The sequence below is a fragment of the Janthinobacterium sp. SUN211 genome (genome assembly GCF_030587315.1).
Taxonomy (GTDB): Bacteria; Pseudomonadota; Gammaproteobacteria; order Burkholderiales; family Burkholderiaceae_D; genus Janthinobacterium; species Janthinobacterium kumbetense.
In genome coordinates this window covers 358,069-384,711 of record NZ_JAPWIC010000002.1, presented here as the reverse complement: position 1 = coordinate 384,711, position 26,643 = coordinate 358,069, and the positions used below count along the sequence as shown (strand labels likewise).

General features: G+C 64.7%; 22 protein-coding genes. 12 read left to right on the top strand and 10 right to left on the bottom strand.

Annotated features, from left to right (window positions below; translation table 11 throughout):
- Positions 1 to 73: 73 nt before the first annotated feature.
- Together O3301_RS07390 and O3301_RS07385 are read right to left on the bottom strand one after the other, a co-directional pair.
- The gene (locus tag O3301_RS07390) at positions 74 to 1,072 is read right to left on the bottom strand and encodes a fumarylacetoacetate hydrolase family protein (RefSeq protein WP_305056013.1); all 999 of its coding nucleotides are present in this window, start codon (positions 1,070 to 1,072) and stop codon (positions 74 to 76) included.
- 87 nt (positions 1,073 to 1,159) lie between these two features.
- Positions 1,160 to 1,870, bottom strand: a complete 711-nt coding sequence (locus tag O3301_RS07385) for a pseudouridine synthase (RefSeq protein WP_034754110.1) — start codon at positions 1,868 to 1,870, stop codon at positions 1,160 to 1,162.
- Between the two features lie 256 nt (positions 1,871 to 2,126).
- On the opposite strand from O3301_RS07385, the gene O3301_RS07380 reads away from it, so the two are divergent.
- Entirely contained in the window at positions 2,127 to 2,504 is a 378-nt protein-coding gene (locus O3301_RS07380; RefSeq protein WP_305056012.1) for a hypothetical protein, read from the top strand.
- A 374-nt stretch (positions 2,505 to 2,878) separates the two neighbouring features.
- Here O3301_RS07380 and O3301_RS07375 read toward each other — a convergent pair whose 3' ends face one another.
- From O3301_RS07375 to O3301_RS07360, 4 genes are all read right to left on the bottom strand, one after another.
- Positions 2,879 to 3,880, bottom strand: coding sequence for a S49 family peptidase (locus tag O3301_RS07375; protein WP_099666845.1), 1,002 nt, complete (start codon positions 3,878 to 3,880; stop codon positions 2,879 to 2,881).
- A 39-nt stretch (positions 3,881 to 3,919) separates the two neighbouring features.
- The gene (locus O3301_RS07370; RefSeq protein WP_115057572.1) at positions 3,920 to 4,297 is read right to left on the bottom strand and encodes a Rieske 2Fe-2S domain-containing protein; all 378 of its coding nucleotides are present in this window, start codon (positions 4,295 to 4,297) and stop codon (positions 3,920 to 3,922) included.
- Entirely contained in the window at positions 4,294 to 4,953 is a 660-nt protein-coding gene (locus tag O3301_RS07365) for an HAD-IIIA family hydrolase (protein ID WP_035821424.1), read from the bottom strand. The genes O3301_RS07370 and O3301_RS07365 overlap by 4 nt, the downstream gene beginning before the upstream one ends.
- Positions 4,954 to 5,041: 88 nt before the next feature.
- Positions 5,042 to 6,037, bottom strand: coding sequence for an RluA family pseudouridine synthase (locus O3301_RS07360; protein WP_077407877.1), 996 nt, complete (start codon positions 6,035 to 6,037; stop codon positions 5,042 to 5,044).
- Positions 6,038 to 6,723: 686 nt separating this feature from the next.
- On the opposite strand from O3301_RS07360, the gene O3301_RS07355 reads away from it, so the two are divergent.
- The 6 genes from O3301_RS07355 (at position 6,724) to O3301_RS07330 (ending at position 16,315) form a co-directional block, all read left to right on the top strand.
- Positions 6,724 to 9,849 carry an Rne/Rng family ribonuclease gene (locus tag O3301_RS07355; RefSeq protein ID WP_305056011.1) on the top strand — a complete coding sequence of 1,042 codons (3,126 nt, stop codon included), beginning with the start codon at positions 6,724 to 6,726 and terminating at the stop codon, positions 9,847 to 9,849.
- A gap of 88 nt (positions 9,850 to 9,937) precedes the next feature.
- Positions 9,938 to 11,275 (top strand): chromate efflux transporter, encoded by a 1,338-nt coding sequence (gene chrA, locus O3301_RS07350; RefSeq protein ID WP_305056010.1) that lies wholly within the window; start codon positions 9,938 to 9,940, stop codon positions 11,273 to 11,275.
- Positions 11,276 to 11,304: 29 nt separating this feature from the next.
- Positions 11,305 to 12,426: a GTP 3',8-cyclase MoaA gene (gene moaA, locus O3301_RS07345; RefSeq protein WP_305056009.1), complete on the top strand. Its 1,122-nt coding sequence runs from the start codon at positions 11,305 to 11,307 to the stop codon at positions 12,424 to 12,426.
- A 62-nt stretch (positions 12,427 to 12,488) separates the two neighbouring features.
- Positions 12,489 to 14,348, top strand: a complete 1,860-nt coding sequence (gene glp, locus O3301_RS07340) for a gephyrin-like molybdotransferase Glp (RefSeq protein WP_305056008.1) — start codon at positions 12,489 to 12,491, stop codon at positions 14,346 to 14,348.
- Complete coding sequence (locus tag O3301_RS07335) at positions 14,345 to 15,127, top strand: hypothetical protein (RefSeq protein ID WP_305056007.1); 783 nt, start codon at positions 14,345 to 14,347, stop codon at positions 15,125 to 15,127. Before glp ends, O3301_RS07335 begins: the two co-directional genes overlap by 4 nt.
- A 288-nt stretch (positions 15,128 to 15,415) precedes the next feature.
- On the top strand, positions 15,416 to 16,315 hold the full coding sequence (locus tag O3301_RS07330; RefSeq protein ID WP_305056006.1) for an MHFG family PEP-CTERM protein: 900 nt from the start codon (positions 15,416 to 15,418) through the stop codon (positions 16,313 to 16,315).
- Positions 16,316 to 16,327: 12 nt separating this feature from the next.
- Here the strand turns inward: O3301_RS07330 and rmuC are convergent, their stop codons facing one another.
- Together rmuC and O3301_RS07320 are read right to left on the bottom strand one after the other, a co-directional pair.
- Positions 16,328 to 17,713 (bottom strand): DNA recombination protein RmuC, encoded by a 1,386-nt coding sequence (rmuC, locus tag O3301_RS07325; protein ID WP_289898665.1) that lies wholly within the window; start codon positions 17,711 to 17,713, stop codon positions 16,328 to 16,330.
- A 5-nt stretch (positions 17,714 to 17,718) separates the two neighbouring features.
- Positions 17,719 to 18,114 carry a group II truncated hemoglobin gene (locus tag O3301_RS07320; RefSeq protein ID WP_034785429.1) on the bottom strand — a complete coding sequence of 132 codons (396 nt, stop codon included), beginning with the start codon at positions 18,112 to 18,114 and terminating at the stop codon, positions 17,719 to 17,721.
- Between the two features lie 132 nt (positions 18,115 to 18,246).
- On the opposite strand from O3301_RS07320, the gene O3301_RS07315 reads away from it, so the two are divergent.
- The 3 genes from O3301_RS07315 to O3301_RS07305 are packed head-to-tail and all read left to right on the top strand — an operon-like array spanning position 18,247 to position 20,382.
- Positions 18,247 to 19,524, top strand: a complete 1,278-nt coding sequence (locus O3301_RS07315) for an MFS transporter (RefSeq protein WP_305056005.1) — start codon at positions 18,247 to 18,249, stop codon at positions 19,522 to 19,524.
- 3 nt (positions 19,525 to 19,527) lie between these two features.
- Positions 19,528 to 19,875, top strand: a complete 348-nt coding sequence (locus tag O3301_RS07310) for a GIY-YIG nuclease family protein (RefSeq protein WP_143451483.1) — start codon at positions 19,528 to 19,530, stop codon at positions 19,873 to 19,875.
- 57 nt (positions 19,876 to 19,932) lie between these two features.
- Complete coding sequence (locus O3301_RS07305; RefSeq protein WP_099668394.1) at positions 19,933 to 20,382, top strand: MarR family winged helix-turn-helix transcriptional regulator; 450 nt, start codon at positions 19,933 to 19,935, stop codon at positions 20,380 to 20,382.
- A gap of 5 nt (positions 20,383 to 20,387) precedes the next feature.
- On the opposite strand, the gene cqsA is transcribed toward O3301_RS07305, so the two are convergent.
- Positions 20,388 to 21,635, bottom strand: a complete 1,248-nt coding sequence (gene cqsA, locus O3301_RS07300) for an alpha-hydroxyketone-type quorum-sensing autoinducer synthase (RefSeq protein ID WP_305056004.1) — start codon at positions 21,633 to 21,635, stop codon at positions 20,388 to 20,390.
- Positions 21,636 to 21,787: 152 nt separating this feature from the next.
- Between cqsA and O3301_RS07295 the strand changes: the two genes are divergently transcribed.
- Complete coding sequence (locus O3301_RS07295; protein WP_289911218.1) at positions 21,788 to 23,086, top strand: HAMP domain-containing sensor histidine kinase; 1,299 nt, start codon at positions 21,788 to 21,790, stop codon at positions 23,084 to 23,086.
- 3 nt (positions 23,087 to 23,089) lie between these two features.
- Positions 23,090 to 24,097 (top strand): response regulator, encoded by a 1,008-nt coding sequence (locus O3301_RS07290; protein ID WP_305056003.1) that lies wholly within the window; start codon positions 23,090 to 23,092, stop codon positions 24,095 to 24,097.
- On the opposite strand, the gene O3301_RS07285 is transcribed toward O3301_RS07290, so the two are convergent.
- On the bottom strand, positions 24,094 to 26,625 hold the full coding sequence (locus O3301_RS07285) for an ABC transporter permease (RefSeq protein WP_305056002.1): 2,532 nt from the start codon (positions 26,623 to 26,625) through the stop codon (positions 24,094 to 24,096). The genes O3301_RS07290 and O3301_RS07285 overlap by 4 nt on opposite strands.
- Positions 26,626 to 26,643 lie beyond the last annotated feature (18 nt).

The following is a 26,643-nucleotide window of genomic DNA, read 5'->3' as shown; positions in this document are numbered from 1 at the left end:
CGAGTCAAGTGCCTGTTTACCATCGGCGGAACAGGAGGACAAATGCCCTGTATTTCCTTTACTCCCAGTAACCTTAGCGGGACTTGCGCGCCTCGGCCTGTTTCACGGTCTGTTCAATCGCGCCGAACAGGGATTTACCGTCATCGCCCAGCATTTCCAGCCGGACCACGTCGCCAAACAACAGGAATGGCGTGCTGGCGACGCCATCGGCGATCATCTCCTGGTTACGTCGCTCAAAAATACTGGAAAATCCTTTCTTGACTTCCTTGTTGGCGACCCCGCCCGCGCTCACCACGCTGCCGGCGCGCGCGTTGCGCGTCTGGCACAGGTGGGCGAGCAATTGCGGATAATTGAACGCCATGTCGGCGCCCGCATGGGGCTGGCCCGTCAACTTGCCGTTCAGGCTGCAACGCAGCGCGTAATGCACCTTGCCGCCGCGCCAGGCGTCTCCCAGCTCGTCGGGCGTGATGGCGACTGGAGAGCACGCCATGGCCGGTTTCGCCTGCAGGAAACCATAACCACTCGCCTGCTCGTCCGGCGCCAGGTTGCGCAGGGTGATGTCGTTGACCAGCATCAACAGCTTGATGTTCAGGTGCGCCTGGTCCGGTGTCGCCCCCATGGCCACGTCGTCCGTGATGGCGGCGATGCCCGCTTCGTAGTCGATGCCCCACTGCTCGTGCGCCAGCACGATCTCATCCTGGGCGCCCAGGAAATCGTCGCTGGCGCCCTGGTACATCCGTGGCGCATCGCGCAGATTGGCGGGCGCCTCGCTGCCCGCCGCCTTGCAGGCGCGCTCGATCTGCTGCAGGTAGGCTGCGCCAGCCACGCGCAGGCTGCTGCGCGGCAAGGGCGCCATGCAGTTGGCGGGATCGAATTCGAAGGCGCGATGGCCGCGGCCGCTATTGATGGTCTGGTACAGCAAATCGAGCTGGGGCGCGATGAAACTCCAGTCGTCGAGCGCCTTTTGCAGGGTCGAGGCGATGCCATCGGCCAGATGGGCCGTTTTCAGGTCGCGCGAGACGACAGCCAGCTGGCCGTCGCGCGTGCCATCCTTCAGGGTAGCTAATTTCATGTGCGGGAAACTTCGTCAAATGCAGGCAATGGAGACTAAAGACGCCAAAAAGCCGGGATATCCCCGGCTTTGGCGGTCAGGAAGGGGCTAGGCCAGGAGCGCGATCTGCTCGGGCGTGAGGTAGCACCACTCGCCTTCGGCGATGCCCAGCGATTCCAGGGTCAGGCTGCCGATGGCGGAACGGTGCAGCGCGCTGCAATGGTTGCCGGCGGCGGCCAGCATGCGCTTGACCTGGTGGTACTTGCCCTGTTCCAGCACGATTTCCAGCTGGTGCTCGCCGCGCTTGACGCAGACGAGGGCCGCCAGCGGGGCCGGCTCGTCGTGCAATTGCACGCCGGCCAGCAGCAGGGCCACCAGCTCATCCGTCACGGGCTCTTGCGTGGTGGCCTGGTAAATCTTCGGAACGTGGCGCTTCGGCGACGATTGCGCATGGATAAACGGGCCATCGTCGGACATCAGCAGCATGCCAGTCGTATCGTGGTCGAGCCGGCCGACGGGCTGGACTTCGCGCCAGGTGAATTGTTCCGGCAGCAGGGTCAGCACGCCAGGATGATGGCTGGGCTTGCGCGAGCATTCGAAGTTGGCGGGCTTGTTCAGCGCCAGGTACAGGTGCGCGCGGTACACCCATTCTTCTTCGAACACGTGCAGCACCAGGCCCTCGGTCTCGACGGTGGTGCGGTAATTGGTCTGGGTGACGCCATCGATGACGACATCGCCATCCTCGATGAGGGAACGACAATATTTACGGGTGCCAAAACCCTGCGATTGCAGGATGCGGTCTAGGGATAATTTACTCATGGGCGTGACTTTACCAGAAGCGGCTGGCAGCGTGAAGCGGCGGCGCCTGGCGTCCGCGCGGCGGTCCAGGCGGCACGAAACCATGGTGCACGCAGAAATACCAAAAAGAACAAGGTGAGATTTGGCGAGAAATGGTTGATTCCTTTGAGAAATATCAAGCGCTCGGAATATCGCGTTGATAGACTGAAACTTCGTTAGGAATCCGCCTAACGAGGTTTAGGAATAATAACTAGGCAACGACTGACAAGGACATCGTATGGAGCATACCGATACCATCGCCTTACAAGGCAACATCGCCGACATGCGCCTGCGCATCGCCGCAGAACAGGCGGCCATGCATAAGGTCAGACTCGGCGTGGCGCGCTGGAGCACCGCCCCTGCGCCGCAGGATGCGGACGCGCCGCCATCGCCGGCAAGCCAGACGCGCTGGCATGCCGAGGCGCAATGTCATTTCATGTGCTGGCTGGAACTGGGCGGTTTTGCGCACGCGGATGCGCAGGCCGACAACGCGACCGCGCCCGTCATGGCGGACATGCCGTCCGACATCGGCAGCAACGTTGACGCCGGTGCAACAGCAGCCAGGGAAACCAGCGCCGTTCCCCTGCCCGTGCACTGCAACGGCTGCGCCGTCTGAGCGCGGCCCATCCGACCAGCCATGCCACGCCCTCGCATGCCTGCCTTGCCAGCACGCTCAACCTCCTCCGGCGACACCGGACCATCGAACATGAACGACGCACAAAAGGAAACGGCGGCATTGCGCCGCCGTTCCCAAGCCCCATCGGGACTTTAGTGAGGAATGTAAATTCACTCAAAACCACATCTGCGATGCGGCGAGTAGTTCCAAGACCTGCCAATCAAGTTAGTACTGACAACATAGTTGATATATCGCCCCTCCTTGAAAAGAACTACGCTTTCACTATAGCCCAAGCAGCCCTATTTTCAAGCCAATTTACCACCTTATTGAAAATCATTCTCGACTGGCTTGCCTGCCTGCCAAGAGTGATGTCCTCAGCGCAACGCTGGTTGCGACTGCTGCACGGCCGCCTTCATGGCGCCCGCCCCCATGGCGGCGCCAAACTTCTTCAGCACCCGTTCCGGCAAGCCTTCATGCTGCGTGTAGTCGACGATGTCTTCCGCCTTGACGACGTCGCGCGCCACGCTGTCGACCGTGCCGAAATCGTCGGCCAGGCCCATTTCCACGGCTTTCGCGCCCGTCCAGTACAGGCCGGAGAAGGTATCGGCCGTTTCCTTCAGGCGCTTGCCCCGTCCCGCGCGCACCACGTCGATGAATTGCTGGTGGATTTCATTGAGCATGCCTTGCGCATACGCCTTGTGTTTTTCCGTCAGGGGGCTGAACGGGTCCATGAAGCCCTTGTTCTCGCCCGCCGTCAGCAGGCGGCGCTCGACGCCCACCTTTTCCATCACGCCCGTGAAGCCGAAGCCATCCATCAGCACGCCGATGGAACCGACCACGCTGGCCTTGTTGACGTAGATGCGGTCGGCGGCGGCGGCGATGTAATAGCCGCCCGAGGCGCACATTTCATCGACCACCACATATAAAGGCTTGTCCGGATAGCCCTTGCGCAGGCGCTGCATCTCGTCGACGATCATGCCGGCCTGCACGGGACTGCCGCCCGGACTATTAATATGCAGCACCACGGCCACGGAACCGGCATCGGAAAACGCCTTGTCCAGCGCGGGGATGACGACGGCGGCCGAGCCGCTGCCTTCGGACTCGATGGCGCCGCTGATGTCGATCAGGGCCGTGTGGCGGCCCAGGGTTTCGCTGTCGTCGGCCGTGTTGTAGTCATAAAACACCCACAGGGCGAACAGCACGATCAGCAAGCCGAAGACCTTGAAAAAGATGCTCCAGCGGCGGTGCGCGCGTTGCTCTTGCAAAGTGGCAAATACCAGCTTTTCCAGCACCTCGCGCTCCCAGTGTCCCGCAGGGGCGCCGTGGCCGGCGGCTGGCGCGCTACTGTCCAGCTTGTCATTCGTGTTATCGCTCATGGTTCACTTTGCGTAAATTACAGAAGGCCTGCCCCGGCCTCAGGCCGGCAGCGGCTGGACATACTCGTCGGGTTGCCAGTACAGCTGGCCATCGCGTTCGGCCACGGCGATCGGGCGCAGGCGCCCGCCCTTGCAGGGACCGCCCGCACAGTAGCCGCTTTCCGGCACATAGATGGCGCCATGCGTCGAACACATCAGGTACAAGCCGCTGGACTCGAAAAACTCGCCCTCCGCCCAGTCCAGCTCGATCGGCACGTGGGCGCAGCGGTTCAGGTAGCCATACGCCTTGCCGCCATGGCGCACGACAAAGCCCGTGGTGGCTTCACCGCCGGCCGAGACGGGAAAGCGCACGCCCTTGCCGCCATCGGCCACGGCGTCGGCGGCACAGATGAAAACGTCGACAACATCGTTCATCATGCGTGCTCGCTCAGCCATTGATGCAGCTCGGCCACCGTGGCGGCCGAATACAGGGGATTGCAAGCTTGCAACTGCGCCACCGGATGCGCTCCATACTCTACGGCAATACCAGCCGCACCCGCATTGCTCGCCATCAATAAATCATGGCTGGTGTCGCCGATCATCACGGTGCGGCGCATATCCTGCCCCAGTTCCCGCGTCAGCTCCTGCAGCATGGCCGGATGGGGCTTGGAAAAGGTTTCATCGGCGCAACGCGTCGCATCGAACAGGGACAGCAGCTTGACGGCATTCAAGGAGCGGTTCAGGCCGACGCGGCTCTTGCCCGTGGCGACGGCGAGGAAATACGCTTGCTGCGACAGTTCCTGCAGCATCTCGTAGACGCCAGGAAACAAAGCCAGCTCATGGTCGCGCGACAGATAGTGATAACGGTAGCGTTCCGCCATGCGCGCATGGTATTTCGGCTCCACGTCGGGCATCACCAGCTGCATGGCTTCCTGCAAGCCCAGGCCGATCACGTGCGAAGCGAGCAACTCGGTGGGAATTGGCAAGCCCAGGTCTTTGGCCGACGCCTGGATGCACTTGACGATGGTCGAGGTACTGTCTATCAGGGTACCGTCCCAATCGAAGACGATCAGATCAAATTGCTTTCTTGCCATGTTTCCCGACGGCATAGCCGCCGGCTCCTTGAGAATGAATGCTGGCGACTGACTACCTTGTGAGTAGTGTCGCGCGCACGGTGGATATTTAGCGTGCGGCAACGGCCAATGGTTTGCCCAAGCTTACCAAGAAACGCTCGCATTCGGCAGCCAGCGGCGCGTTCAGGGTCATCGTCTTGCCCGTTTCCGGATGCGTGAACGTGATCTGGTGCGCGTGCAGGAACATGCGTTTCAGGGCGCCGCGCGTGCTGTCAGCTTTCAACAGGGCACGGTTGAGGGCAAAGTCGCCATATTTATCGTCGCCGGCGATGGGGAAACCGGACGAAGACAGGTGCACGCGGATCTGGTGCGTGCGTCCCGTCTTCAATTCCGCTTCCAGCAAGGCGAAGTTGTGATATTTATGCAACAGTGAAAACACCGTGTGCGACGCCAGGCCATCGGCCTGCACGGCCACCCGGCGCTCGCCTTCGGCCGTCGTATATTTGTGCAACGGCAACTTGATATGCTGGCGCGCATTCTTCCAGTCGCCCGCCACCAGCACCAGGTAACGCTTGTCCGTGACGCCGTCGCGCATCTGTTCATGCAGATTCGTCAACGCGGAACGTTTCTTTGCCAGCAACAACAAGCCGGACGTGTCGCGGTCCAGGCGGTGCACCAGTTCCAAAAACTTGGCGTCGGGGCGCGAAGCGCGCAATTGCTCGATCACGCCGAACGACACGCCCGAGCCGCCATGCACGGCCACGCCGGCCGGCTTGTCGATGACGAGCAGCTGCGCATCTTCGAAGATGATCTTGAATTCGGCGGCCGGCGCGCCCGTGGCGGCCTTTTCGGCCACGCGCACGGGTGGAATGCGCACCACGTCGCCGGCGGCGAGACGGTACAGCTGATCGATACGGCCTTTATTAACCCGCACTTCTCCCGATCGCAAGATCCGGTAGATGTGGCTTTTAGGCACTCCCTTGCACACTCTTAATAAGTAGTTGTCGATGCGCTGGCCTGCTTCTTCCTCGGCGATCGTTACGAATTGGGCTTGCGGCTGAACCGGGGGTGTTGAAGGGGGAACAACATCATTTTGACTCTTCATTTACTATGTCTTCCCAGAAATCTCTCTAAGTCCTTCATTTTGAATATATAATTGTTTTTGCTGCGGCCCTGGCTGCTGCGAGTGTAAGAATAAAAGCACATTTTACACAGGGGCGTCTCCACCGGCCTCGCCAAATTGCAAATTCGGTGGAAAAAAATGTATATGCACCATCCCTGCGCGAATCAAGGTTGCACCGTAGTTGTAATCGGATAACGCGTGGAGATGCTGAAGTGAGTGTATTGGATTATAAGGATAAGTACCCGTTAGCGCGACTTATCGAGTCGGGCTCGCGGGTTGATGAAGTTGATAACGCTTGCCGTTTTCGCCAAACCCCGTATGCGGCCACAATACTGAGGGTTGTCGATGAATAGGCTGAGGCCAAGCCTCGCCATCGCGATCCCTGTAATGAGCCGGCTTACGATTTGGCTCTGAATTTGCTGACCACTTGCATTCTCTGCCCCCGACATCCGGGCTGCTTCAGATGAGTTGCAGGTGTCCTGTGCACTCGGCATGACGATCGACCTCACCGCGCCTGTTGCGGCCGTAACGTATACCTCGTACGCGTTGTTGCTCCGCACGCCTAGGCATTTCCCCCGCCAGCACTCCCGTTCTCGCATATATCCCTGTACTTCGCCGCTTCCCCGGAAGCGGCTTTGAGATGGCCTACGGGTCGCGGAGTTATAAAAATGAAACGCATGTTGTTTAATGCCACGCAGCAAGAAGAACTGCGCGTAGCGATTGTCGACGGACAAAAACTGATCGACATCGATATCGAGACAGCCGGGCGCGAACAGCGCAAATCCAACATCTACAAGGGCGTGATCACGCGCATCGAGCCATCGCTCGAAGCGTGCTTCGTCAGCTATGGCGAAGACCGCCACGGCTTCCTGCCCTTCAAGGAAGTTGCCCGCACGTACTTCCGCGAAGGCGTGGACGTGCGTAACGCCTCCGTCAAGGAAGCGCTGCGCGAAGGCCAGGAAATCATGGTCCAGGTGGAAAAGGAAGAGCGCGGCAACAAGGGCGCCGCCCTGACCTCGTTCGTCTCGCTGGCCGGCCGTTACCTGGTATTGATGCCGAACAACCCGCGTGGCGGTGGCGTATCGCGCCGCGTGGAAGGTGAAGAGCGCCAGGAATTGCGCGAAACCATGGATAAACTGGACTTGCCAGCCGGCATGTCCGTCATTGCCCGCACCGCCGGCATCGGCCGCAACGTCGATGAATTGCAGTGGGACTTGAATTACCTGATGCAACTGTGGCGCGCCATCGAAGGCGCCGGCAAGTCGGCCAACGGCGCTTTCCTGATCTACCAGGAATCGTCGCTCGTCATCCGCGCCATCCGCGACTACTTCCAGCCCGACATCGGCGAGATCCTGATCGACACCGACGAGATCTACGACCAGGCGCACCAGTTCATGAGCCACGTGATGCCCGACATGGTGCACCGCGTGAAACGCTACAGCGACGACGTGCCGCTGTTCTCGCGCTTCCAGATCGAACACCAGATCGAAACGGCGTACAGCCGCACCGTGCCGCTGCCATCGGGCGGCGCCATCGTGATCGACCATACGGAAGCGCTGGTCTCCGTCGACGTCAACTCGGCCCGCGCCACGCGCGGCTCGGACATCGAGACGACCGCCTTCAACACCAACTGCGAAGCGGCCGAAGAAGTGGCCCGCCAGCTGCGCTTGCGCGACTTGGGCGGCCTGATCGTCATCGACTTCATCGACATGGAAGTGGCAAAGAATCAGCGCGAAGTGGAACAGCGCCTGAAAGATGCCCTGCACCATGACCGTGCCCGTGTACAAATGGGCAAGATTTCCCGCTTCGGCCTGATGGAACTGTCGCGCCAGCGCCTGCGTCCTTCGCTGTCCGAAGGCTCGCACGTGACGTGCCCGCGCTGCTCCGGCACCGGCCACATCCGCGATACGGAATCGTCCGCCCTGCAGGTGCTGCGCATCATCCAGGAAGAGGCGATGAAGGAAAACTCGGCCACCATCCACGTGCAAGTGCCCGTGGACGTGGGCGCCTTCCTGCTGAACGAAAAGCGCGGCGAAGTGCTGAAAATCGAAAACCGCCACCGCATCGCCGTGATCCTGATCCCGAACAAGCATCTGGAAACGCCGCACTACAAGCTGGAACGCATCAAGCACGACGATCCGCGTCTGGAGGACAGCCAGGCCAGCTACAACCTGGCCGAAAGCGCTGAAACCGACATGGCTTACAGCAAGCGCCAGAAGGAAGAAGCCAAGCCGCGCCAGGAAGCCGTCGTCAAGACGATCACCCCTGACCAGCCGGCACCGCTGGTCGAGCGCAAGCCCGTCGAAGCGAAACCGGCTCCCGTGGCCGCGCCTGCCGCGCCGCAAGGCCTGATCGCCAAGATCATCAGCTTCTTCACCGGCGCCCCGGCACCGGTGGCACCGGCGCCCGCCCCTGTCGCCCCAGCCAAGCCGGCCGGCGCCGACCGCGGCGACCGCAACAGCCGTGGCCCGCGTGGCCGTGGCCGCAACGGCAAGCCTGGCCGCGAAGAGCGCGAACCGGGCCAGGGCCGTCCAGCCCAGGACGATGCCGCGAAAGAAGCGGAAGCACTGGAAAAAGCGGCCCGTCCGCCACGCCCGCCGCGTCCGCCACGCGAACCGCGTGAAGCACGCGAAGGCGGCGATGCAACGGCAGCGCCACGCGAACGGGGCGAACGTCCTGAACGCGCGGAACGCCCGGAGCGCGCCGAGCGTCCGGAACGTGCCGAACGTCCGCCACGCCAGCCACGCGAAGGCCGCGAACCGCGCGCCGACAAGGCTGTTGTTGCTGAAGTGAAAGCTGAAGAGCTGGCACTGGTTGGCGCCACCGCCAGCGCAGTGAACGTCGTCGTGCCGTCCAACGGCCCGGAATCCGACACCGCACCGGCCAACCTGCTGAAAGCACCGGCGAATGCCGGTCCTGAAGGCGAAGAGACGGAAAACGACGTGGAAGGCGAAGAACCGCGCCGCCGCCGTCGTCGTGGCGGCCGCAACCGCAACCGCCGCGACCGCGAAACGGGCGAGCTGATCGAATCGGCAAATGGCGAGAACGAAGGCCAGGATGCGCCAGTGATCAGCTTTACGGTTGCTCCGGCGCCAGAAGCCGCTGTCGCTGCCGCGCCAGTGGAAGCTGCCGCCGAAGCCGCGCCAGCCGTCGTGGCTGAAGTGGTGGAAGTGGCCAAGGTCGTGGACATCGCCAAGGTCGAAGAAGCCGCTCCTGTCGCAGAAGTTGCCCCAGCTGCTGAAGTGATCGTGCCGGCAGCCCCTGTCGAAGCCGTCGTTGCTGCAGCGCAAGCTGAACCAGCCGCTGCTGAACCGGCACCGGTTGCCGAGTACAGCTTCGCCGAGAAAGCGCAAGCTGCACCTGCGCCTGCGCCAGCGGAAGTCATCGTCGAAGCGGCGCCAGTCGTGGAAGCAGTTGCTGTCGTGGAAGCAGTTGCTGTCGTGGAAACGGTCGTCGTGGTGGAAGAAGCGCCGGTAGCCGAAGCGGCACCTGTCGTGGCGGAAGCCGCGCCGGTGGTTGCCGAAGTTGCTCCTGCTCCTGCTCCTGCTCCAGCGCCGGCACCTGTCGCCGCGCCTGCCCCGGCACCTGCCGCGCCAGTGGCCGCGCCGCTGGACTTGAGCGCAGTGCTCGGTTCGGCCGGCCTGACCCTGGCTGCCACCGATCCGGAAAAACTGCGCCTGGCGCAGGAAGCGGCCGCCAAGGCAGTCGCTCCGGTACGCAAGCCGCGCGAACGCAAGCCATTGCCGCCGCAATCGGATGAGCCGTTGATCCAGGTCAACACGCAGCGTCCATAAGCGTGCCGGGTTCGCCCAGCCGCCGATGATGAAAGGGGAAGCTCAGGCTTCCCCTTTTTTACGCCCCCCCCCTTGCCAGCCAGCCGCCATGCACGAGAACGCCAACCAACTTCCCTCCCCCGTCAGCCTGCGCAGCGCCTTCTGGTACTGGCTCAAGCTCGGTTGCGTCAGCTTTGGCGGTCCGGCCGGACAAATCGCCATGATGCATGCGGAACTGGTGGAAAAGCGGCGCTGGATTTCCGAACAGCGCTTCCTGCACGCCCTGAATTACTGCATGCTGCTGCCGGGGCCGGAAGCGACCCAGCTGGCCATCTACATCGGCTGGCTGATGCACCGCACGCGCGGCGCCCTGGTGGCGGGCCTGCTGTTCTTGCTGCCTTCGCTGCTGCTGCTGATCGTCCTATCCTGGCTGTACATGGCGTATGGCCACGTGGCCGCCATCGCCGGCATCCTGTACGGCGTCAAGCCGGCCGTCGTCGCCATCGTGCTGGCGGCCGCCTGGCGCCTGGGCCGGCGCACCTTGCGCAGCCCCGGCCTGATCGCCATCGCGGCGGGCGCATTTGTCGCCATCGCCGCGCTACAGCTGCCATTTCCGCTGATCGTGCTCGCCGCCGCCCTGCTGGGCATGGCGGGCGGCCGCTGGCTGCCGGCCCACTTCCATGTCGGCGCCGCCTCGCATGGCGGCGCGGCCCGCTACGGCGCCGCCCTGATCGATGACGACACGCCCACGCCGGAACACGCGCGCTTCAGCTGGCCGCGCCTGCTTGGCACGGCGGCCGTGGGCCTGGCCCTGGCCTTCCTCGCCTGGCTGGGCCTGGCCCTGGCGGGCGGCGCGGACCAGCCGCTGGCGCAGATGGGCGTGTTTTTCAGCAAGGCCGCCCTGCTGACGTTCGGCGGCGCATATGCCGTACTGCCCTACCTGGTGCAGGGCGCTGCCGAGCACTACCACTGGATCACCGGCGCGCAAATGATGGATGGCCTGGCGCTGGGCGAAACGACGCCCGGTCCCCTGATCATGATCGTCGCCTTCATCGGCTTTGTCGGCGGCTGGAGCCACGCCGTGACGGGAGAACACCTGTGGCTGGCGGGCGTGTGCGGCGCGCTCGTCGCCAGCTGGTTCACCTTCCTGCCCTCGTTCATCTTGATCCTGGCCGGCGCGCCGCTGGTGGAAGCATCGCGCGGCAATCTGCGCCTGAGCGCGCCCCTGACGGCCATCTCGGCGGCCGTGGTAGGCGTCATTGCCAGCCTGGCCCTGTTCTTTGGCCGCCATGTCTTCTGGCAAGAAAACCCGCTGCCGCACTGGGACTGGCTGGCGATTGCCATCGCGCTGGCGGCCGGCGTGGCGCTGATCAAGTTTCAAGTGGGCACCATCAAATTGCTGCTCGCCTGTGCCATCTTCGGCCTCGTGCTATCGTATCTGCCTTGAACGACTCAACGTAAGTGGTATCACCTTTCATGGCTGACAAGATTATCTACCTCGCCGAAGCCCGCAATGGGGCTTTGGCGATTCCTGCGCAGCTGGATAGCCCCAGCGGCAACGTGGCCGACAGCCTAGGCCGGCCCCTGCACGACTTGCGCATCTCGATTACCGACCGCTGCAATTTCCGTTGCGTGTATTGCATGCCCAAGGACGTATTCGACAAGAACCACGTCTACCTGCCGCACACGGATTTGCTGTCGTTCGAGGAAATCACGCGCGTGGCGCGCCTGTTCGTCGCGCACGGGGTGGAAAAGATCCGCCTGACGGGCGGCGAGCCGCTGCTGCGCAAGAATATCGAAAAGCTCATCGCCATGCTGGCAGAACTGCGCACGCCGTCGGGCCAGCCGCTGGACCTGACCCTGACGACCAATGGTTCCTTGCTGGCAAGAAAAGCGCAGGCACTCAAGGATGCGGGCCTGAACCGGGTCACCGTGTCGCTCGACTCGCTCGACGACGCCACCTTCAAGCGCATGAACGACGTCGATTTCGCCGTCGCCGATGTGCTGCACGGCATCGATGCGGCGCACGCGGCGGGCCTGGGGCCCATCAAGATCAACATGGTCGTCAAGGCCGGCATGAACGAGCAGGAAATCGTGCCCATGGCGCGCCACTTCAAGGGCACGCCCTACATCCTGCGCTTCATCGAATACATGGACGTGGGCGCCTCGAACGGCTGGAACTTGCAGGAAGTCATCCCTTCCGCGGAAGTGGTGCGGCGCATCGCCGCGCACCTGCCCTTGCAGCCCATCGATCCGAACTACGCGGGCGAGACGGCGGCGCGCTGGCGCTATGCCGATGGCAGCGGCGAGATCGGCCTCATTTCCAGCGTCACGCAAGCGTTTTGCGGCGAATGCAGCCGCGCCCGCCTCTCGACCGAGGGCAAGCTGTACACGTGCCTGTTCGCCAGCAGCGGCCACGACTTACGCAGCCTGCTGCGCGGCGGCCGCAGCGATGCGGAAATCTCCTCGGCCGTGGCGCAACTGTGGCGCGGCCGCGGCGACCGCTATTCGCAATTGCGCACCAGCCAGACGGATTTGACGGGCGGTGCGCTTGAGCACGGTAAAAAGAAAGTGGAAATGTCGTACATCGGCGGCTGAATCGGGCGCAGCACGCGCCCGCCGCTGCTACCATGGCGCATGCACCAATTTTCCTACCTGACATGATCAACAAACACGACATTACCGGCCTGATCCTGGCCGGCGGCCTCGGCACGCGCATGGGCCAGCGCGACAAGGGCATGTTGCCCCTGCATGGCCAGCCCCTGGCGCGCCACGTGGCCCAGCGCCTGGCGCCGCAAGTGGGCCAGCTGGCCCTCAGCGTCCACGCGGATGCGGGCGACTACGCGCACTTCGGCCTGCCCGTGTGGCCGGACGTGCTGCCAGGCCAGCTGGGGCCGCTGGCCGGCTTACACAGCGGCATGCAGCACGCCGGCACGCCTTATCTGCTCACCGTGCCGTGCGACTCGCCCCTGCTGCCGCCCGACCTGGCAACGCGCCTGGCCGCCGGTTTGACGCAAGACAATGCCGACCTGGCCATCGCCGTCACCGAGGAAATCGATGCGGCGACGGGAGCGGCCGTGCGCCGCCCCCACCCCGTCTTTTGCCTGGTAAAAACATCCGCCCTACCCCAGCTGGACGCCTATCTGCGCGGCGGCGAACGCCGCATGCGCACCTGGCACGGCCCCTTGAAACTGGCCGAAGTACTATTCGAAAACAATAGTGCATTCGGCAACATCAATACGCCGGACGAGCTGGCTACCCTGCAGGCGCAGGGCCTGTCCGTGCCGATGGCGCAAGCCATCCTGGCCGACACGGTCGCGCCCGTCGCCGAGATCGAGGAACTGCCGCTGCCGCAAGCGTTCGAACGCATCCTGGCGGCCGACATCATCTCGCCCATCAGCGTGCCCGCGCACGACAATTCCGCCATGGATGGCTATGCGCTTTACGGAGCTGACCTTGGCGCCGACCTCGGCGGCGACACCCCCGTGACCCTGGCCGTGGTCGACACCATCCTGGCCGGCCGGCCCGGCACAGTCAAAATCGGACGCGGCCAATGCGCGCGCATCATGACGGGCGCCGTCATGCCCGATGGCTGCGACAGCGTGGTGCCGCAGGAACTGGTGCTGCAAGCGGGCGACGCCAGCATTACCGTGGCACCGGACTGCATCCGCGCCGGCGACAACCGCCGCTTCAAGGGTGAAGACTTGATGCGGGACAAGCCGGCCCTGCTGCAAGGCAAGATACTCGGGCCGGCCGAGCTGGGTTTGCTGGCCTCGCTGGGCATCGCCACGGTGCCCGTGCGCCGCCGCCTGCGCGTGGCCTTCTTTTCCACCGGCGACGAATTGCGCTCGATCGGCGAGCCACTCGACGCGGGCTGCATCTACGACAGCAACCGCTACACCCTGCTGGGCATGCTGACCCGCCTCGGCTGCGAAGTGCTCGACATGGGTATCGTCAAGGACAATCCGCAAGCGCTGGAAGCGGCCCTGCGCGGCGCCTGCGCTTCGGCCGACGTCATCATCACGTCGGGCGGCGTGTCCAGCGGCGCGGCCGATTTTACGCGCGACATCCTCGCGCGCCTCGGTGAAGTGGCCTTCTGGCAAATCAACATGCGCCCGGGCCGCCCCATGGCCTTCGGGCGGATTGCCAGCGAAGGCGAATCGGCCTTGCTGCTGGGCCTGCCAGGCAACCCGGTCGCCGTGATGGCGGCGTTTTATTTCCTCGCCCGCCCCACCCTGCTGCGCCTGATGGGCGCCGACGCGGACACGTCCGCCCTGCCGCTGCTGCAAGTGGCGGCGCAAGCGGCGATCCGCAAGAAACGGGGCCGCACGGAATACCAGCGCGGCATCGTCGAGCGCGGCGCAGACGGGCGCCAGCACGTGCGCGTGACGGGCGCGCAAGGCTCGGGCATCCTGCGCTCGATGACGCAAGCCAATTGCATGATCGTGCTGCACGAAGCGCAAGGCCACGTGGCCGCCGGCGACCTGGTCGATATCGTGCTGTTCCAGGGATTGGTATGAAACTGATACTGGCACTGGCCCTGCTGCAGGGCATGGCGGCGTACGCCGGCGAAGTGCACAGCAATGGCTACACGGTGCGCTTCGATGAACGCATCGAGGATGCGCACGGTGACTTGCACGGCGACACCGTGGGCCGCATCCGCCTCGTGCGCACCAGCGACCAGGCGCTCGTGTGGCAGGAAAACACGCCCTTGCGGCCCGGCTGCGGCGCCGTTGCGGCCGTCACCGCCCTCGACGACCGCTTCGTCGCCCTGTGCGGCCACCTGGGCGGGCGCCATTACACGCAAAAGATCATTTTCATGCAAGGCAACTCACCCGCCATGGTGAGCGTGGACCAGTACGATGCGCCCAGTCCCGTGCGCATGGAGCGGGACGGATCGCTGGCCATCGACGTCCTGCGGCGCGACCGCTTTCCTGGCGAACTGACGGGCCCGCATTACTTTCCCACCGTGTACCGCTTGCACCGCGATGACGCCACGTTCGGTTTCGTCCCCAGCTTTGATGGCGATGCCGCCGGGCGCTACTGGCAGCACTACCGCGCCACGCGCCAGGCGGCGCCGGCGGCGTCCGTGCTGCCGGAACTGCTGGCCTCCCTGCTGGCGGCCCAGGCCGGCAAGCAATCGATCTGCGCGGAACTGGACACGCTCGCCGCCGACTTGCAGCAAGGACGGCAGTACGATGCGCAAGGCGCGCGCACCTTGATGCGCACCTGGCTGCACAAGCTGCCCGCCATCGGCTATCCCGCCTTCGATACGCAAGCCTGCCCGGGCCGCATCTAAGCATCCCTTGCCGCGCCGCCGCCGGCGGCGCATCCCCAAGCTTCCCCTCCCGAACGGCCCGCCTTGCGCGGGCCGTTTGCATTGCCCCTTCGCAATCAATTTTCTTCCCGGAAACTGCTCGGCTATCGAGATAAAAATGTTAATTATTTCTTTAAATAATATATCAACAAACATAACACTAATTGTAATTATTTTATTTATTTGTTGATATTGAAGTTTCTTCGGTGATAACATCCGAACTTATACGAAAAGTTCAATTTTGATATTGTTTTCACGAGGAAACTAATAATGAGACATCGCTCTTGGAGCGCGGGCGCCAGCATGCTGGGAGCGGCTTGCCTGCTTGGCCTATTGACCCTCGCGCCGCCGCCCGCCTACGCAAAAGGGGCCCCCCGGGCCGACGTACTGGACAACTGCAGCTGGAACCGCCCCGGCGCCGACCCGTTCATGGGCGACGTCGTGGCCGCCGTGGACAGGTACCCGGACATCGCGCCGCAGGTGCGCGAGCAATTGAAGGCGCGCATGCGCGCGCGCCAGTATGATGAAATCGTCGTGATCAGCCGCGACGCCATCCGCGGCAAGGGCAATTACGATGCGCGCATCAGCGACATGCATTTCGGCCCGGGCCGCGTCTGCCGCAATGTCACGCGGGCAGGCTGGAGCGAGCAGATGCAGGAAAGGGGACTCGTGTACTGCGTGCAGGGCGCCTGCATCCTCGTGCCCACCGTGTGCCGCAATGTCAGCCGCATCACGCAGGCGGCGGCCGGGCCGCGCGGCGCTGGCGCGGCCCCGGTTGGCGCCGCGCCGGGCGGTGCAACGCCGGCAGCGGCCGCGCCGGCGGCAACGGGCGTGCCCGTCATCGAGCATCCCGTCGCCGCGCATGGCGGTTCGCTCACAGGCGCGGCGCCGCCGGCCGTGGTGGCCGGCCTGCCCCTGCCGGGCTTCGATTTCGTGCGCGGCAGCCGCGACACGATGTTGCCGTCGGGCATAGGCGGTGGCCAGCCACCGCGCGGCAGCAGCATCATCGTCGAGCCATTCAACCCCACCGTCATGCTGCCTTCGCTGCCGCCCACCGGCCTGTCCGTCCTGCCCGCCGTGCCGGAACCGCAAACGTGGGCCATGCTGCTGGCAGGACTCGCGCTGACCGTCTGCACCACGCTGCGCCGCCGGCCTGCGGCGGCGGCCTGAACGGCGGCGGTGCTATTCGCCGTCCGCTTCGGCGGACAGCCCCGCGTCCGCCTTACCCAGCAGCAAGGCAGCCGCCTCGCCCGGCAAGGCTTCCACGGATTTCAATTTGCGCGCCATTTGCCGGCTGCGCACTTCCGCGCTTTCGATATTCTTCGCCGCCTTTTCCAGGGTCAGCCGGGTCTGCGACAGCACGTCGCCAAACTTGCCGAATTCCGTCTTCACGGCGCCCAGCACTTGCCACACTTCCGACGAGCGCTTTTCCAGCGCCAGGGTGCGGAAACCCATTTGCAGGCTGTTGAGCAAGGCCGTCAACGTGGATGGCCCCGCGATGCTGACCCGGTGCACGCGCTGCAATTCATCGGCCAGGCCCGGGCGGCGCAACACTTCCGCATACAAGCCTTCCGTGGGCAGGAAGAGGATGGCAAAGTCGGTGGTCAGCGGCGGCGCCAGGTATTTGTCCGCGATGGTTTTCGCTTCTCCCCGCACGGCCCGTTCCAGCTCGCGTCCGGCCAGGGCCACGCCGTCCGCATCGGCCCGCTCGGCCGCTTCGACCAGGCGTTCGTACTGTTCCTTGGGGAACTTCGCATCGATCGGCATCCACACGGGCGGCCCGCCATCGGACAGGCCCGGCAGTTTCAGGGCGAATTCCACGCGCGCGCCGCTGCCCGGCAAGGTTTCCACGTTCTTCGCGTACTGGTCGACAGTGAGTACCTGCTCCAGCAGCATTTCCAGCTGCACTTCACCCCACGTTCCCCGCGTCTTGACGTTGGTGAGCACCCGCTTCAGGTCGCCCACGCCCAGCGCCAGCTGCTGCATTTCACCGAGGCCCTGGTGGACTTTTTCCAGCCGCTCCGACACTTGCTGGAACGAGGCAGTCAAGCGCGTCTCCAGCGTCGCGTGCAATTTCTCGTCGACCGTCTTGCGCATCTCTTCCAGGCGCGCGCCATTGTCGGCCTGCAAATCGCGGATCTTGCTTTCCAGGGTGGCGCGCACTTCCAGCATGCGCTGCGCATTCGACTCCGTCAGCTGCGCCAGGGTCTGGTTGGTGCTGTCGGCAAAGCGCGCCAGGCTTTGCGCCTGTTCCTCGCGCCCGACTTTTCCCTGCGCCTGCATCTGCGTGCGCAGGCTGTCGAGCTGCTGCAGGGTCGCCGCCTGGAATTGCGCCAGGCTGGTGGCCAGGTCTTGCCGCGTCGCCTGTGCCGACGCCTGCAGCTGCAGCCGCACTTCGCGCTCGACCCGGTCGATGCGCTCCAGGCTTTGCTGCTGGTGCTGCTGCACCAGGGCCAGGGTGGTAGCGCCATCGCCGGCCGCGCCGCGCGGGCGCAGCAAGATCAATAGCAACAGGACGATGGCGACGATGGCGGCGCCCAGCAGGCTGTAAAACTCGATTGGGCTCATGGGTGTCAGTCAGGTTTGTTGCGCATCCAGTCGGCCGTCTGATAGAACGATTCCATCAGGCGCACGCGCAAGGACTCTTCGATGCCCGTGTCTTCCATGGCCCAGGCCATGGCGCGCAGCCACTGGTCGCGCTCGCTGGTGCCGATGGCGTAGGGCAAGTGACGCGCGCGCAGGCGCGGGTGGCCGAATTTCTCGATATACAAGTCCGGCCCGCCCATCCATCCCGTCAGGAAGAAATACAGCTTGTCGCGCGAACCGTCCGTCGAAGGCGGATGCATGACGCGGATGCCGGCGAACTCGGCTTCGAGTTCCATCAAGTCATAAAAACGATCGACCATTTCACGCAGCACGGGGGCGCCGCCGATGGTCTCGTAGAGGGTGGGGGCAGTGGTATCAGTCATGGCCGCCATGATAGCGCAAGCGCCGGCGGCCCATGCGGCGCCAGCTTCCGCTGCCGGCATAAAAAGCAATATACTTGACTACTCAAGCTTTTATCAACTACCATGCAATCTTTAAACACGGACAGGTCAACCATGCCCACCACCGCAGAACCTCCTTTGCTACGCAATACCAACTTCCGCTGGCTGCTGGGCGGCGGCCTCGTCTCCATGCTGGGCGACCAGTTCAGCATGCTGGCCCTGCCCTGGCTGGTGCTGAGCCTGACGGGCGATAGCCTCAGCCTGGGTATCGCCGTGGCCCTGATGGGCGCCCCGCGCGCCGTGCTGATTTTGCTGGGCGGCACCATCGCCGACCGCTATTCGCCCCGGCGCGTGATGCTGCTGAGCAAATACGCGAACGCCGCCATCCTGCTGGCGCTGGCGGGGTTGCTGCTGCTGGACCAGGCCAGCCTGGCGCTCGCGTATGCGGCCGCGCTGGCGCTGGGTATCGCGGCCGCCTTCGGCATTCCCGCCGGCACGGCCATCCTGCCGCAAGCCGTGCCGCCGCAATCGCTGCAGAACGCCAATGGCTTGCAGATGGGCGCGCGCCAGCTGTCCCTGCTGGCCGGCCCCCTGCTGGCGGCGCTCGTGCTCGGCGCCCACGATGGCGCGCAGCACACCTCCATGGCGGCGCTGGCCGCCGCCTTTGCCATCGATGCGCTGACGTTCCTGTTCTCTGCCTGGACCTTGCGGCAAGTGAGCCTGCGGCCACTGGCCGCGGCGGCGGCGCAGGGCATGTGGCGCGACATGGCGGCGGGCCTGGCCATGGTGTGGCGCGACCTTCCCTTGCGCAGCTGCTATGCGTACTGGGCGGTGGTGGCGTTCTTCGTCATGGGGCCGCTGCAAGTGGCCTTGCCCGTGCTGGCCAGCGAGCGCCTGCAGGGCGCCTCCGCGCTGGGTTTGCTGATGGGCGCGCATGGCGCCGGCACCCTGGCCGGCATGCTGGCGTCCAGCCTGGGCGGCGCCTGGCTGCGCCGCCACTTCGGCGCCACCCTGCTGCTCGTCGACGCGGTCGTCGGCCTGCTGCTGATGGCGCTGGGACAAATCAGCTCGGCCTGGCAAGGCGCGGCCCTGCTGGCCGTGACAGGGTTGCTGGGCGGCTACTTGCAGGTGGCCATCTTTACGTGGATACAGCGGCGCGTGGCGCCCGCCATGCTGGGCCGGGCGATGGCCCTGTTCATGGGCATCTTCCTGGGACTGGCGCCGCTGTCGGCGGCAGCCACGGGCGCGCTGCTGCGCCACCTGAGCGTTGGCGAGCTGTTCTGCGGCGGCGGCGCCCTGCTGCTGGCGGCCGCCGTGGCGGCCGCATTATTTACCGCCATCCCGCGCATCGCCGGACCGGAAACGATTACCCAAACGATATCGGAGAAGTAAAACATGGACAAGACACGACAGGCAACATTGAAAGCGCACTACCGGCAACAGCCGCCGCCGCTGGGCATCATCGCCTTGCGGCACTTGCCCAGCGGGCGCACCTTGCTCGACAGCAGCCGCAACGCGCCCGGCATGCTGAACCGCCACCGCTTCGAGCTGAACCTGGGCAAGCACCGCAACGCCCTGCTGCAGGCGGACTGGCGGCGCGACGGCGCGGCGGCCTTTTCCTGCGCCGTCATCGATACGCTCAAGCTGCCCGACGACCCCGCCTTCGATGCGGACGCCGAACTGGGCGCCCTGCTGGAACTGCACCGCGCACAGTGGCTGGAGCAAGGCCAGCCGCTGTATTGAGCGGCATTGCTTTACACTTGCGTACTCAAGCATTTCGCAATGGATAAAATGGACGCCATGAACGATCACACTCTCCCGTCGCCGGACGCCGATGGCGCGCTGGACTTTTGCCTGCGCCTGGCGCGCGCCCAGGCGCTCATCGTGCGCCGCTTCGACAGCGCCCTGGGCAATTTGCATGGCCTGAGCTTCAGCGACTATCAATTGCTGTACCAGCTGCAGCGCGCGCCCGGTGCGCGCCTGCGCCGCATCGACCTGGCCGAGCGCCTGGCGTTGACGGCCTCGGGCGTCACGCGTTCCTTGATGCCACTGGAAAAGATCGGCCTGGTGGCGCGCCAGGCCGATGCACGCGACGCCCGCGTCGGCTATGCCGTGCTGACTGCCGCCGGCCAGGAATTGCTGGGACATGCGAGCGCCACCGCGCAGGCGGTGGGGCGCGAATTGCTGCAGGATGCGCCGGCAGAACAGCTGGGAGCGCTTTCCGCCCTCCTGGGCCGGCTGGCCGGCTGAAGCCCCTACACGAGCGCCAGCCTGCGCAGGCGCCGCGTCGATGGCCAGTGTTCCACGCCCGCTTCGGCGCGGATGGCGGCGCAGCCCGCCAACACCCGCTCGATGGCCGCCCCGTCGAGCCCCGCATTGAGGGTCAGGCGCACGAGGGCGCGGTTCTTCGCCGTTGCCGGGGCGCAAAACATGGCGCCGTAAATGCCTTGCCGCTCCAGCGCCTGGCGCAGGACCAGGGTGGCCGGTTCGCCGCCCGCCTCCAGCGCCACGATCTGCTCCGTGCCATCGCTGACGTTGTAGCCCAGTTCGCGCAAGCCTGCGCGCACCTGCAGCGTATGGCGTTGCAGGGTGGCGCGCCGCTCGTCGGCAGCCATGATGAAATCGAGCGCCGCGCCCAGCCACGCCAGCTCATGCGCCAGCAAACAGGAACTGAAGATGGCGGGGCGTGATTCGGACAAAAAATAGCCCTTGAAGCGGCTGGAACAGCTGATGAAACCGGCCCGGCCCGCGAAGGCCTTGGCCAGCGACGCCGTGCGGAAATGCACGCGGTGGCCCAGTCCCCACGCCTCCACCAGGCCCGCCCCCTGCGGGCCATGCGTGCCCAGCGAGTGCGACTCGTCGACCACCACCACGCAGTCGCTGCGCTCGGCGATGTCGAGCAATTCCAGCAGCGGCGCCAGGCTGCCGTTGGTGCTGTACAGGGCGTCGACGACGACCACGCCGCGGCCATGCTTTTCCACCTGCCGCCGCAAGTGCGTCATGTCGTTGTGCAGGAAGGGCACGGCCTGGGCCTGCGCCGACAGCACGCCTTCCCACAGCGAGGCGTGGGCCTGCATGTCGAGGTAGACGGGAATGCCGGGGCTGGCGATGCACTGGATCAGCCCGACGTTGGCCGCCATGCCGGACTGCGCCAGGATGCCGTCCTCGCTGCCCATGAAGCGGGCCAGCCGGCTTTCCAGCCGGTGCTGTTCGCTGCCTTCCTGCAAGTACACGGCCGACATCAGCATGCCGCCCGCATGCGCCTGCAGGGACGCCACCTGGGCCGCCACCAGCGCCGGCTCGGCGGCGATGGACAGGTAGTCATTGCCGGCCAGGAAAATGGCATGGGCGGGTGTCGGTTGCCAGGCATGGGGATGCTGGCCGCCCAGCAGCTTTTCGATGCGCGTGACGTGGTGCGCATCCATGCGCCGCACGATGTAGTCTGGCAAGCAGTGTTCGGCGCGGACGAAGGATGGGGCATGCAAGCTGGTAGCGATGGTCATGAGTTTTCTCCTAGGGAAAGGTTTGCTGCGGCTTAAAGCCTTGACCGTCTCGCGAACCCATCCATTGACGTATATCAATGTCCGATGAGATAACCGTTCAACCAGGAAAATTTACGCGATGATAATGTTCTGAAGAGAATCAAGGCAGAGTCATGACGCAGCAATTGCAAGGACGATGGACACACTGGCGCAGGCGCCTGCTCCATTCGCTGCTGCATGAACGCATGCCCCATGAAAACCTGGCCGGCAGGGTCGCCATGCTGGCCGCCGTGGGCACGGTGGCGATGCCGCTGTACTACCTGCTGTGGAATTACTTTTTTCCGCAAGCCTATGAAAACCTGACCTTGCGCCTGACGGGCGTGGGCATCTGCGCGGTCGGCCTGTTTGCGCGCCACTTCTCGGCCCGCTGGCTGTCGCGCTACCTGCTGTTCGCGCTCAGCTACATCCTGCCCTTCTTCTTTACCTTCATGTTTCTGATGAACCACGCGTCGTCCATCTGGAGCGAATCGCTGCTGATCGGCCTCGTCGTGCTGTTTCATTTCGAGACGAAGCTGGCTTGCCGCGCCTACCTGATCGGCACCAGCACCGCCTGCCTCGCCGTCATCCTGCAGGGAGAAGGCGACTTCCTGCTGCAGCGTGAAGTGCTGCAGCAACTGCCCGTGCACTGGTTCACCATAGCCGCACTGTCCGTGGTGAAAGTGGGCAGCAAGGTGCTGGAACTGGAACGGCTGGCCGGCCTGTCCGCCGGGCTCGGTTCCGTGGCACACGAGCTGCGCACGCCGCTGACCAGCGTGGAAGCCAATGTGCGGGGCATGCGCCGGCTGCTGCCGCAGCTGGCCGGCCAGGCGCACGACTTGCCGCCGCTGCAGGAAGCCCTGTCGCGCATCCAGTTCGAAGTGCGCCACATGCAGCACATGATCGATTTGTTCCTGATGAGCGCCAGCGCCGTGAACCGCAACCTGCAGCCCAGCCAGGCGCTGTCGATGCTGGCGATGGTGAATTCCGTGCTGAAGCGCTACCCATTCACCGGCAACAGCCAGCGCAGCCGCGTCAAGGTGGACGTGCGCGCCGACTTCCAGTTCGCCGGCCAGGACGAACTGTGCGTGGTGATCCTGCTGAACCTGCTGAGGAACGCGCTGAAAGCCATCCAGCGGGCCGGCAAGGGCCGCGTGCGCATCATCATCGACGGCGCCCGCCCCGTGCCCAGGCTGCTGTTCATCGACACGGGCTGCGGCATCGCGAAGAACCGCCTGCCGCTGATCTTCGAGCGTTTTTATTCGTATCCCGTGCATAACGGCAGCGGCATCGGCCTGGCCCTGTGCCGGCAGATCATCACGGCCTGGCAGGCGCGCATCCGCTGCGTGTCGCGCGAGCATGCGTATGCGATTTTCATCCTGGAATTTCCCCAGCCCCTGCCTGCCCGCTTACAACCCTCTTCCCCCGCAAGGTGATGCATGCAACTGCCCGTCTACTCCCATCCGACCCTGACCGTATTGATCGATGACAGCGATTCCTTCCTGAAAAGCCTGGCGTTCCAGCTCGATCCCGCGCTGGCGCGTCTGACCTTTCATGACACCAGCAGCGCGCTGCACTGGCTGCGCCACAGCACGCAGCCGGGCGAGACGCCGCTGCACGTCAATTTCGATACGCAAAACCTGCCGCGCGACCAGCGCAACGTGGCGCTCGACCTCGAACGCATCTGGCGCATCAGCGGCCAGGCGCAGCGCTTTGCCGTGCCTTCCGTGCTGGTGGTCGATTATTCGATGCCGCAGATGAATGGCCTGGAATTCTGCCAGGCCGTGCGTGACTTGCCGTGCAAGAAGATTTTATTTACGGGCGCGGCCGATGAAAAAGTGGCCGTGACGGCCTTCAACCGGGGCTTGATCGACCGCTACATCAAGAAGAGCGACGACGATGCGCTCGATATCCTGGAACAGGAAATCGTTTCCCTGCAACGCGAATTCTTCCTGCAGCAGTCGGACACCGTGCGCGACTTGCTATTGCTGCACGACTATAGTTTCCTGCAAGACGAAGCCATGGCCGCCGTCGTGCAGGAGCTGTGCCGGCGCCATGGCTTTGTCGAGTTCTATATTTTCCCGAATCCCTGCGGCATCCTGTTTTTCACGCGCGACGGCCAGGCCCGCCTGATGATCATCGAGACGGAACGCAGCCTGCACACGCAGTACGAAATGGCGCGCGACAGCGACGCGCCCGAGTCCCTGCTGCTGGCCTTGCTGGAAATGCGCGTGATCCCGTACTTTTCCGATGCCGACAGCGACGGCATGTATGCGGCGCACATCGGCGAAAACTGGTTCCGCTATTGCGCCGCACCGACCATCTGCCTGGGGCGCGAAACCTACTTCTGGGCCCTGTTCGACGTGCCGCCGCACCAGCTGGGGCAGCCAGTCATGTCCTACTCGCAATTTTTACGCGCGCAGGCGGACGACAGCGTGGGAGCCTAGCTTTCCCGCAAGGTTTGCAGCGGCGGATGTTTCAGCACATTGCGCAAGCCCAGCCAGCCGCCGGCGATCGCGCACAGGGCGCCGGCCAGCAAGCCAAAGGCCCACACGCCGGGCGCGAAGCTCCAGGCGAACTTGAACTGGTACGTGGCCAGCGCCCAGCCCATGGCCGCCGCGCCCGAGGCCGCCAACAGGCCGGCCAGCGCGCCGACGAGGGAAAACTCGATCAGCTGCGCCTGCGCCAGCTGGCGCCGCGTTGCGCCCAGCGCGCGCAGCAGGCCCGCTTCGCGCGTGCGCTCGTCCTGCGAACCCATCAAGGCCGCATACAGCACCAGCAAGCCAGAGGCCAAGGTAAAGGCAAACAGGAATTCGACGGCCGTCACCACCTGGTCCAGCACGCCCTGGATTTGCTTGAGCACGCCGCCCACGTCGACCACCGTCAGATTCGGGTAGTCGCGCAGCAAGGCATTGCCCAGGTCGGCCTGCGCGGGCGGCAGATGGAACGCCGTGATCCACGTCTGCGGCGTGTCCGCCATGGCGGCCGGGTTGATGATGACAAAGAAATTGACGCGCATCGAGCCCCATTCCAGCTTGCGCAAACTGGTAATGGCCGCTTCCACGGGCTGGCCGGCGATGTCGAAGCGCAGCTTGTCGCCCAGCTTCAGCTTCAGGGTCTTGGCGATGCCTTCTTCCACCGACGCCTCGGCTGGCGCGCCCGGCGCATTGCCGAACCACTTGCCGGCCACCAGCTTGTTTTCTTCCTGCATGGTGGCCATCGTCGACAGGTTGAATTCGCGGTCGGCCAGGCCCTTGGCGCGGTCGTCCTCATACGTGGTTTCCGTGATGGCGTTGCCGTTCACGGCCACCAGGCGCCCCCGTATCATCGGATACAAGGGCGCATTGGCCACGCCGGCCTGGGCCAGGCGCGCGGCGATCGGGTCTTTCTGTTCCGGCAGGATATTGATCATGAAGCGGTTCGGCGCGTCCGGCGGCGTGGCGTTGCGCCAGGCCACCATCAAGTCGCCGCGCACCACCGTCAGCAGCAGCAAGGCCATCAGGCCCAAGGCCAGGGACACCACCTGGATGACAGTGGCACCCGGGCGGCGCTGCAGGGACGTGACGGCGAAACGCCAGCCCTGGTGATTGAAGGCGCCGCGCAGGGTTTTCAGCGAGCGGATGCCCAGCCAGCCGGCCAGGCCGAACAGGGCGAAGCCGCCCAGGAAGCCGGCCGCCGTCAGCAGGGCCAGTTTCACGTCGCCCGCTTGCCACAGGAGCAGCACGACGAAGGCGGCGATGCCCAGGCCGTAGGTGGCCAGGGCCAGCGCCTGCGGCGGCTCCTGCTCGCGACGGATCACGCGGTTATGGGGGACATTGCGCAACTGCAAAATCGGCGGCAAGGCAAAACCCAGCAGCAACAGCATGCCGGTGGCCACGCCTTGCAGGGCGGGCAGCATGGATACGGGCGGCAAGTCGCTCTGCACCAGCTTGCCCAGCAGCTCCAGCAGCACCAGGTGGCCGCCGAAGCCCACCATCACGCCGACGACGCTGCCGGCCAGTCCCACCAATAAGAATTCGATCACGTACATGGCAGTGACCTGGTTTTGCGTCAGCCCCAGGCAGCGCAGCATGGCGCAGGCGTCCAGGTGGCGCAGCATGAAGCGGCGCGCCGCCATGGCCACGGCGACGGCCGCCAGCATGGCCGACAGCAAACCGACGAGGGACAGGAAGCGGTCGGCGCGATCCAGCGTCGATTGCATCTGCGGGCTGCCCGATTCCAGCGATTCGATGCGCACGCCTTTGATCGCTTGCGTCTTGATCTGGCTTTCCAGCCAGGCTTGATATTGCGCAAGCTCGCCCGCCTTGGCGGGCGGCGCCGACAACAGCAAGCGGTACGACACGCGCGAGCCGTTCTGCACCAGCGCCGTGGCGGCCAGATCGCTCAAGGGCAGCATCACGCGGGGAGCGAAGTTGAGGAAGGAGGCGCCGCGGTCCGGCTCGCTGGCGATCAGTTGCGTGACGGTAAACGCCTTGTCGCCCAGGGTCAGCGTGTCGCCGAGCTTGGCGTTCAGGCTGGACAGGATGGCCGCATCGACCCACAGGGTGCCGGGCGCCGGCACCTGGTCCGTTGGCCGGCCGACGGCATCCTGCGCCTCGCTAACCTGGGTGGTGATTTTCAGCTTGCCCCGCTGCGGGTAGCCGGGCGAGACGGCCTTGATGGACGCCAGCTGCGACAGCGACTGCTCGCCCTCGCCCGCCTGCGCCATGCTGGGAAACGTCACCGTATCGGCCAGGATGAAGCCGCGCTTCTGCGCCTCCGCGCGCCAGGCCTCATTGACGGGCTGGTCGGCGCTGATGACCAGGTCGGCCCCCAGCAACTGGTGCGCGTCGCGGTTCAAGCCCGCGCGCAGGCGGTCGACGAAGAAGCCGACGGCCGACAGGGCCGCCACGGCGACGATCAGCGCGACGAGCAGGAAACGCAGTTGCCCGGCGCGCCAGTCGCGGCCGGTCATTTTCAGGGAGAGGCGGAACATGGGCGGCGGGTCTTTATA

Excerpts from the sequence above, each read along its gene's own strand:
- O3301_RS07390 (WP_305056013.1), bottom strand. The coding sequence starts at position 1,072 with ATGAAATTAGCTACCCTGAAGGATGGCACGCGCGACGGCCAGCTGGCT.
- O3301_RS07385 (WP_034754110.1), bottom strand. The coding sequence starts at position 1,870 with ATGAGTAAATTATCCCTAGACCGCATCCTGCAATCGCAGGGTTTTGGC.
- O3301_RS07380 (WP_305056012.1), top strand. The coding sequence starts at position 2,127 with ATGGAGCATACCGATACCATCGCCTTACAAGGCAACATCGCCGACATG.
- O3301_RS07375 (WP_099666845.1), bottom strand. The coding sequence starts at position 3,880 with ATGAGCGATAACACGAATGACAAGCTGGACAGTAGCGCGCCAGCCGCC.
- O3301_RS07370 (WP_115057572.1), bottom strand. The coding sequence starts at position 4,297 with ATGATGAACGATGTTGTCGACGTTTTCATCTGTGCCGCCGACGCCGTG.
- O3301_RS07365 (WP_035821424.1), bottom strand. The coding sequence starts at position 4,953 with ATGGCAAGAAAGCAATTTGATCTGATCGTCTTCGATTGGGACGGTACC.
- O3301_RS07360 (WP_077407877.1), bottom strand. The coding sequence starts at position 6,037 with ATGAAGAGTCAAAATGATGTTGTTCCCCCTTCAACACCCCCGGTTCAG.
- O3301_RS07355 (WP_305056011.1), top strand. The coding sequence starts at position 6,724 with ATGAAACGCATGTTGTTTAATGCCACGCAGCAAGAAGAACTGCGCGTA.
- chrA (WP_305056010.1), top strand. The coding sequence starts at position 9,938 with ATGCACGAGAACGCCAACCAACTTCCCTCCCCCGTCAGCCTGCGCAGC.
- moaA (WP_305056009.1), top strand. The coding sequence starts at position 11,305 with ATGGCTGACAAGATTATCTACCTCGCCGAAGCCCGCAATGGGGCTTTG.
- glp (WP_305056008.1), top strand. The coding sequence starts at position 12,489 with ATGATCAACAAACACGACATTACCGGCCTGATCCTGGCCGGCGGCCTC.
- O3301_RS07335 (WP_305056007.1), top strand. The coding sequence starts at position 14,345 with ATGAAACTGATACTGGCACTGGCCCTGCTGCAGGGCATGGCGGCGTAC.
- O3301_RS07330 (WP_305056006.1), top strand. The coding sequence starts at position 15,416 with ATGAGACATCGCTCTTGGAGCGCGGGCGCCAGCATGCTGGGAGCGGCT.
- rmuC (WP_289898665.1), bottom strand. The coding sequence starts at position 17,713 with ATGAGCCCAATCGAGTTTTACAGCCTGCTGGGCGCCGCCATCGTCGCC.
- O3301_RS07320 (WP_034785429.1), bottom strand. The coding sequence starts at position 18,114 with ATGACTGATACCACTGCCCCCACCCTCTACGAGACCATCGGCGGCGCC.
- O3301_RS07315 (WP_305056005.1), top strand. The coding sequence starts at position 18,247 with ATGCCCACCACCGCAGAACCTCCTTTGCTACGCAATACCAACTTCCGC.
- O3301_RS07310 (WP_143451483.1), top strand. The coding sequence starts at position 19,528 with ATGGACAAGACACGACAGGCAACATTGAAAGCGCACTACCGGCAACAG.
- O3301_RS07305 (WP_099668394.1), top strand. The coding sequence starts at position 19,933 with ATGAACGATCACACTCTCCCGTCGCCGGACGCCGATGGCGCGCTGGAC.
- cqsA (WP_305056004.1), bottom strand. The coding sequence starts at position 21,635 with ATGACCATCGCTACCAGCTTGCATGCCCCATCCTTCGTCCGCGCCGAA.
- O3301_RS07295 (WP_289911218.1), top strand. The coding sequence starts at position 21,788 with ATGACGCAGCAATTGCAAGGACGATGGACACACTGGCGCAGGCGCCTG.
- O3301_RS07290 (WP_305056003.1), top strand. The coding sequence starts at position 23,090 with ATGCAACTGCCCGTCTACTCCCATCCGACCCTGACCGTATTGATCGAT.
- O3301_RS07285 (WP_305056002.1), bottom strand. The coding sequence starts at position 26,625 with ATGTTCCGCCTCTCCCTGAAAATGACCGGCCGCGACTGGCGCGCCGGG.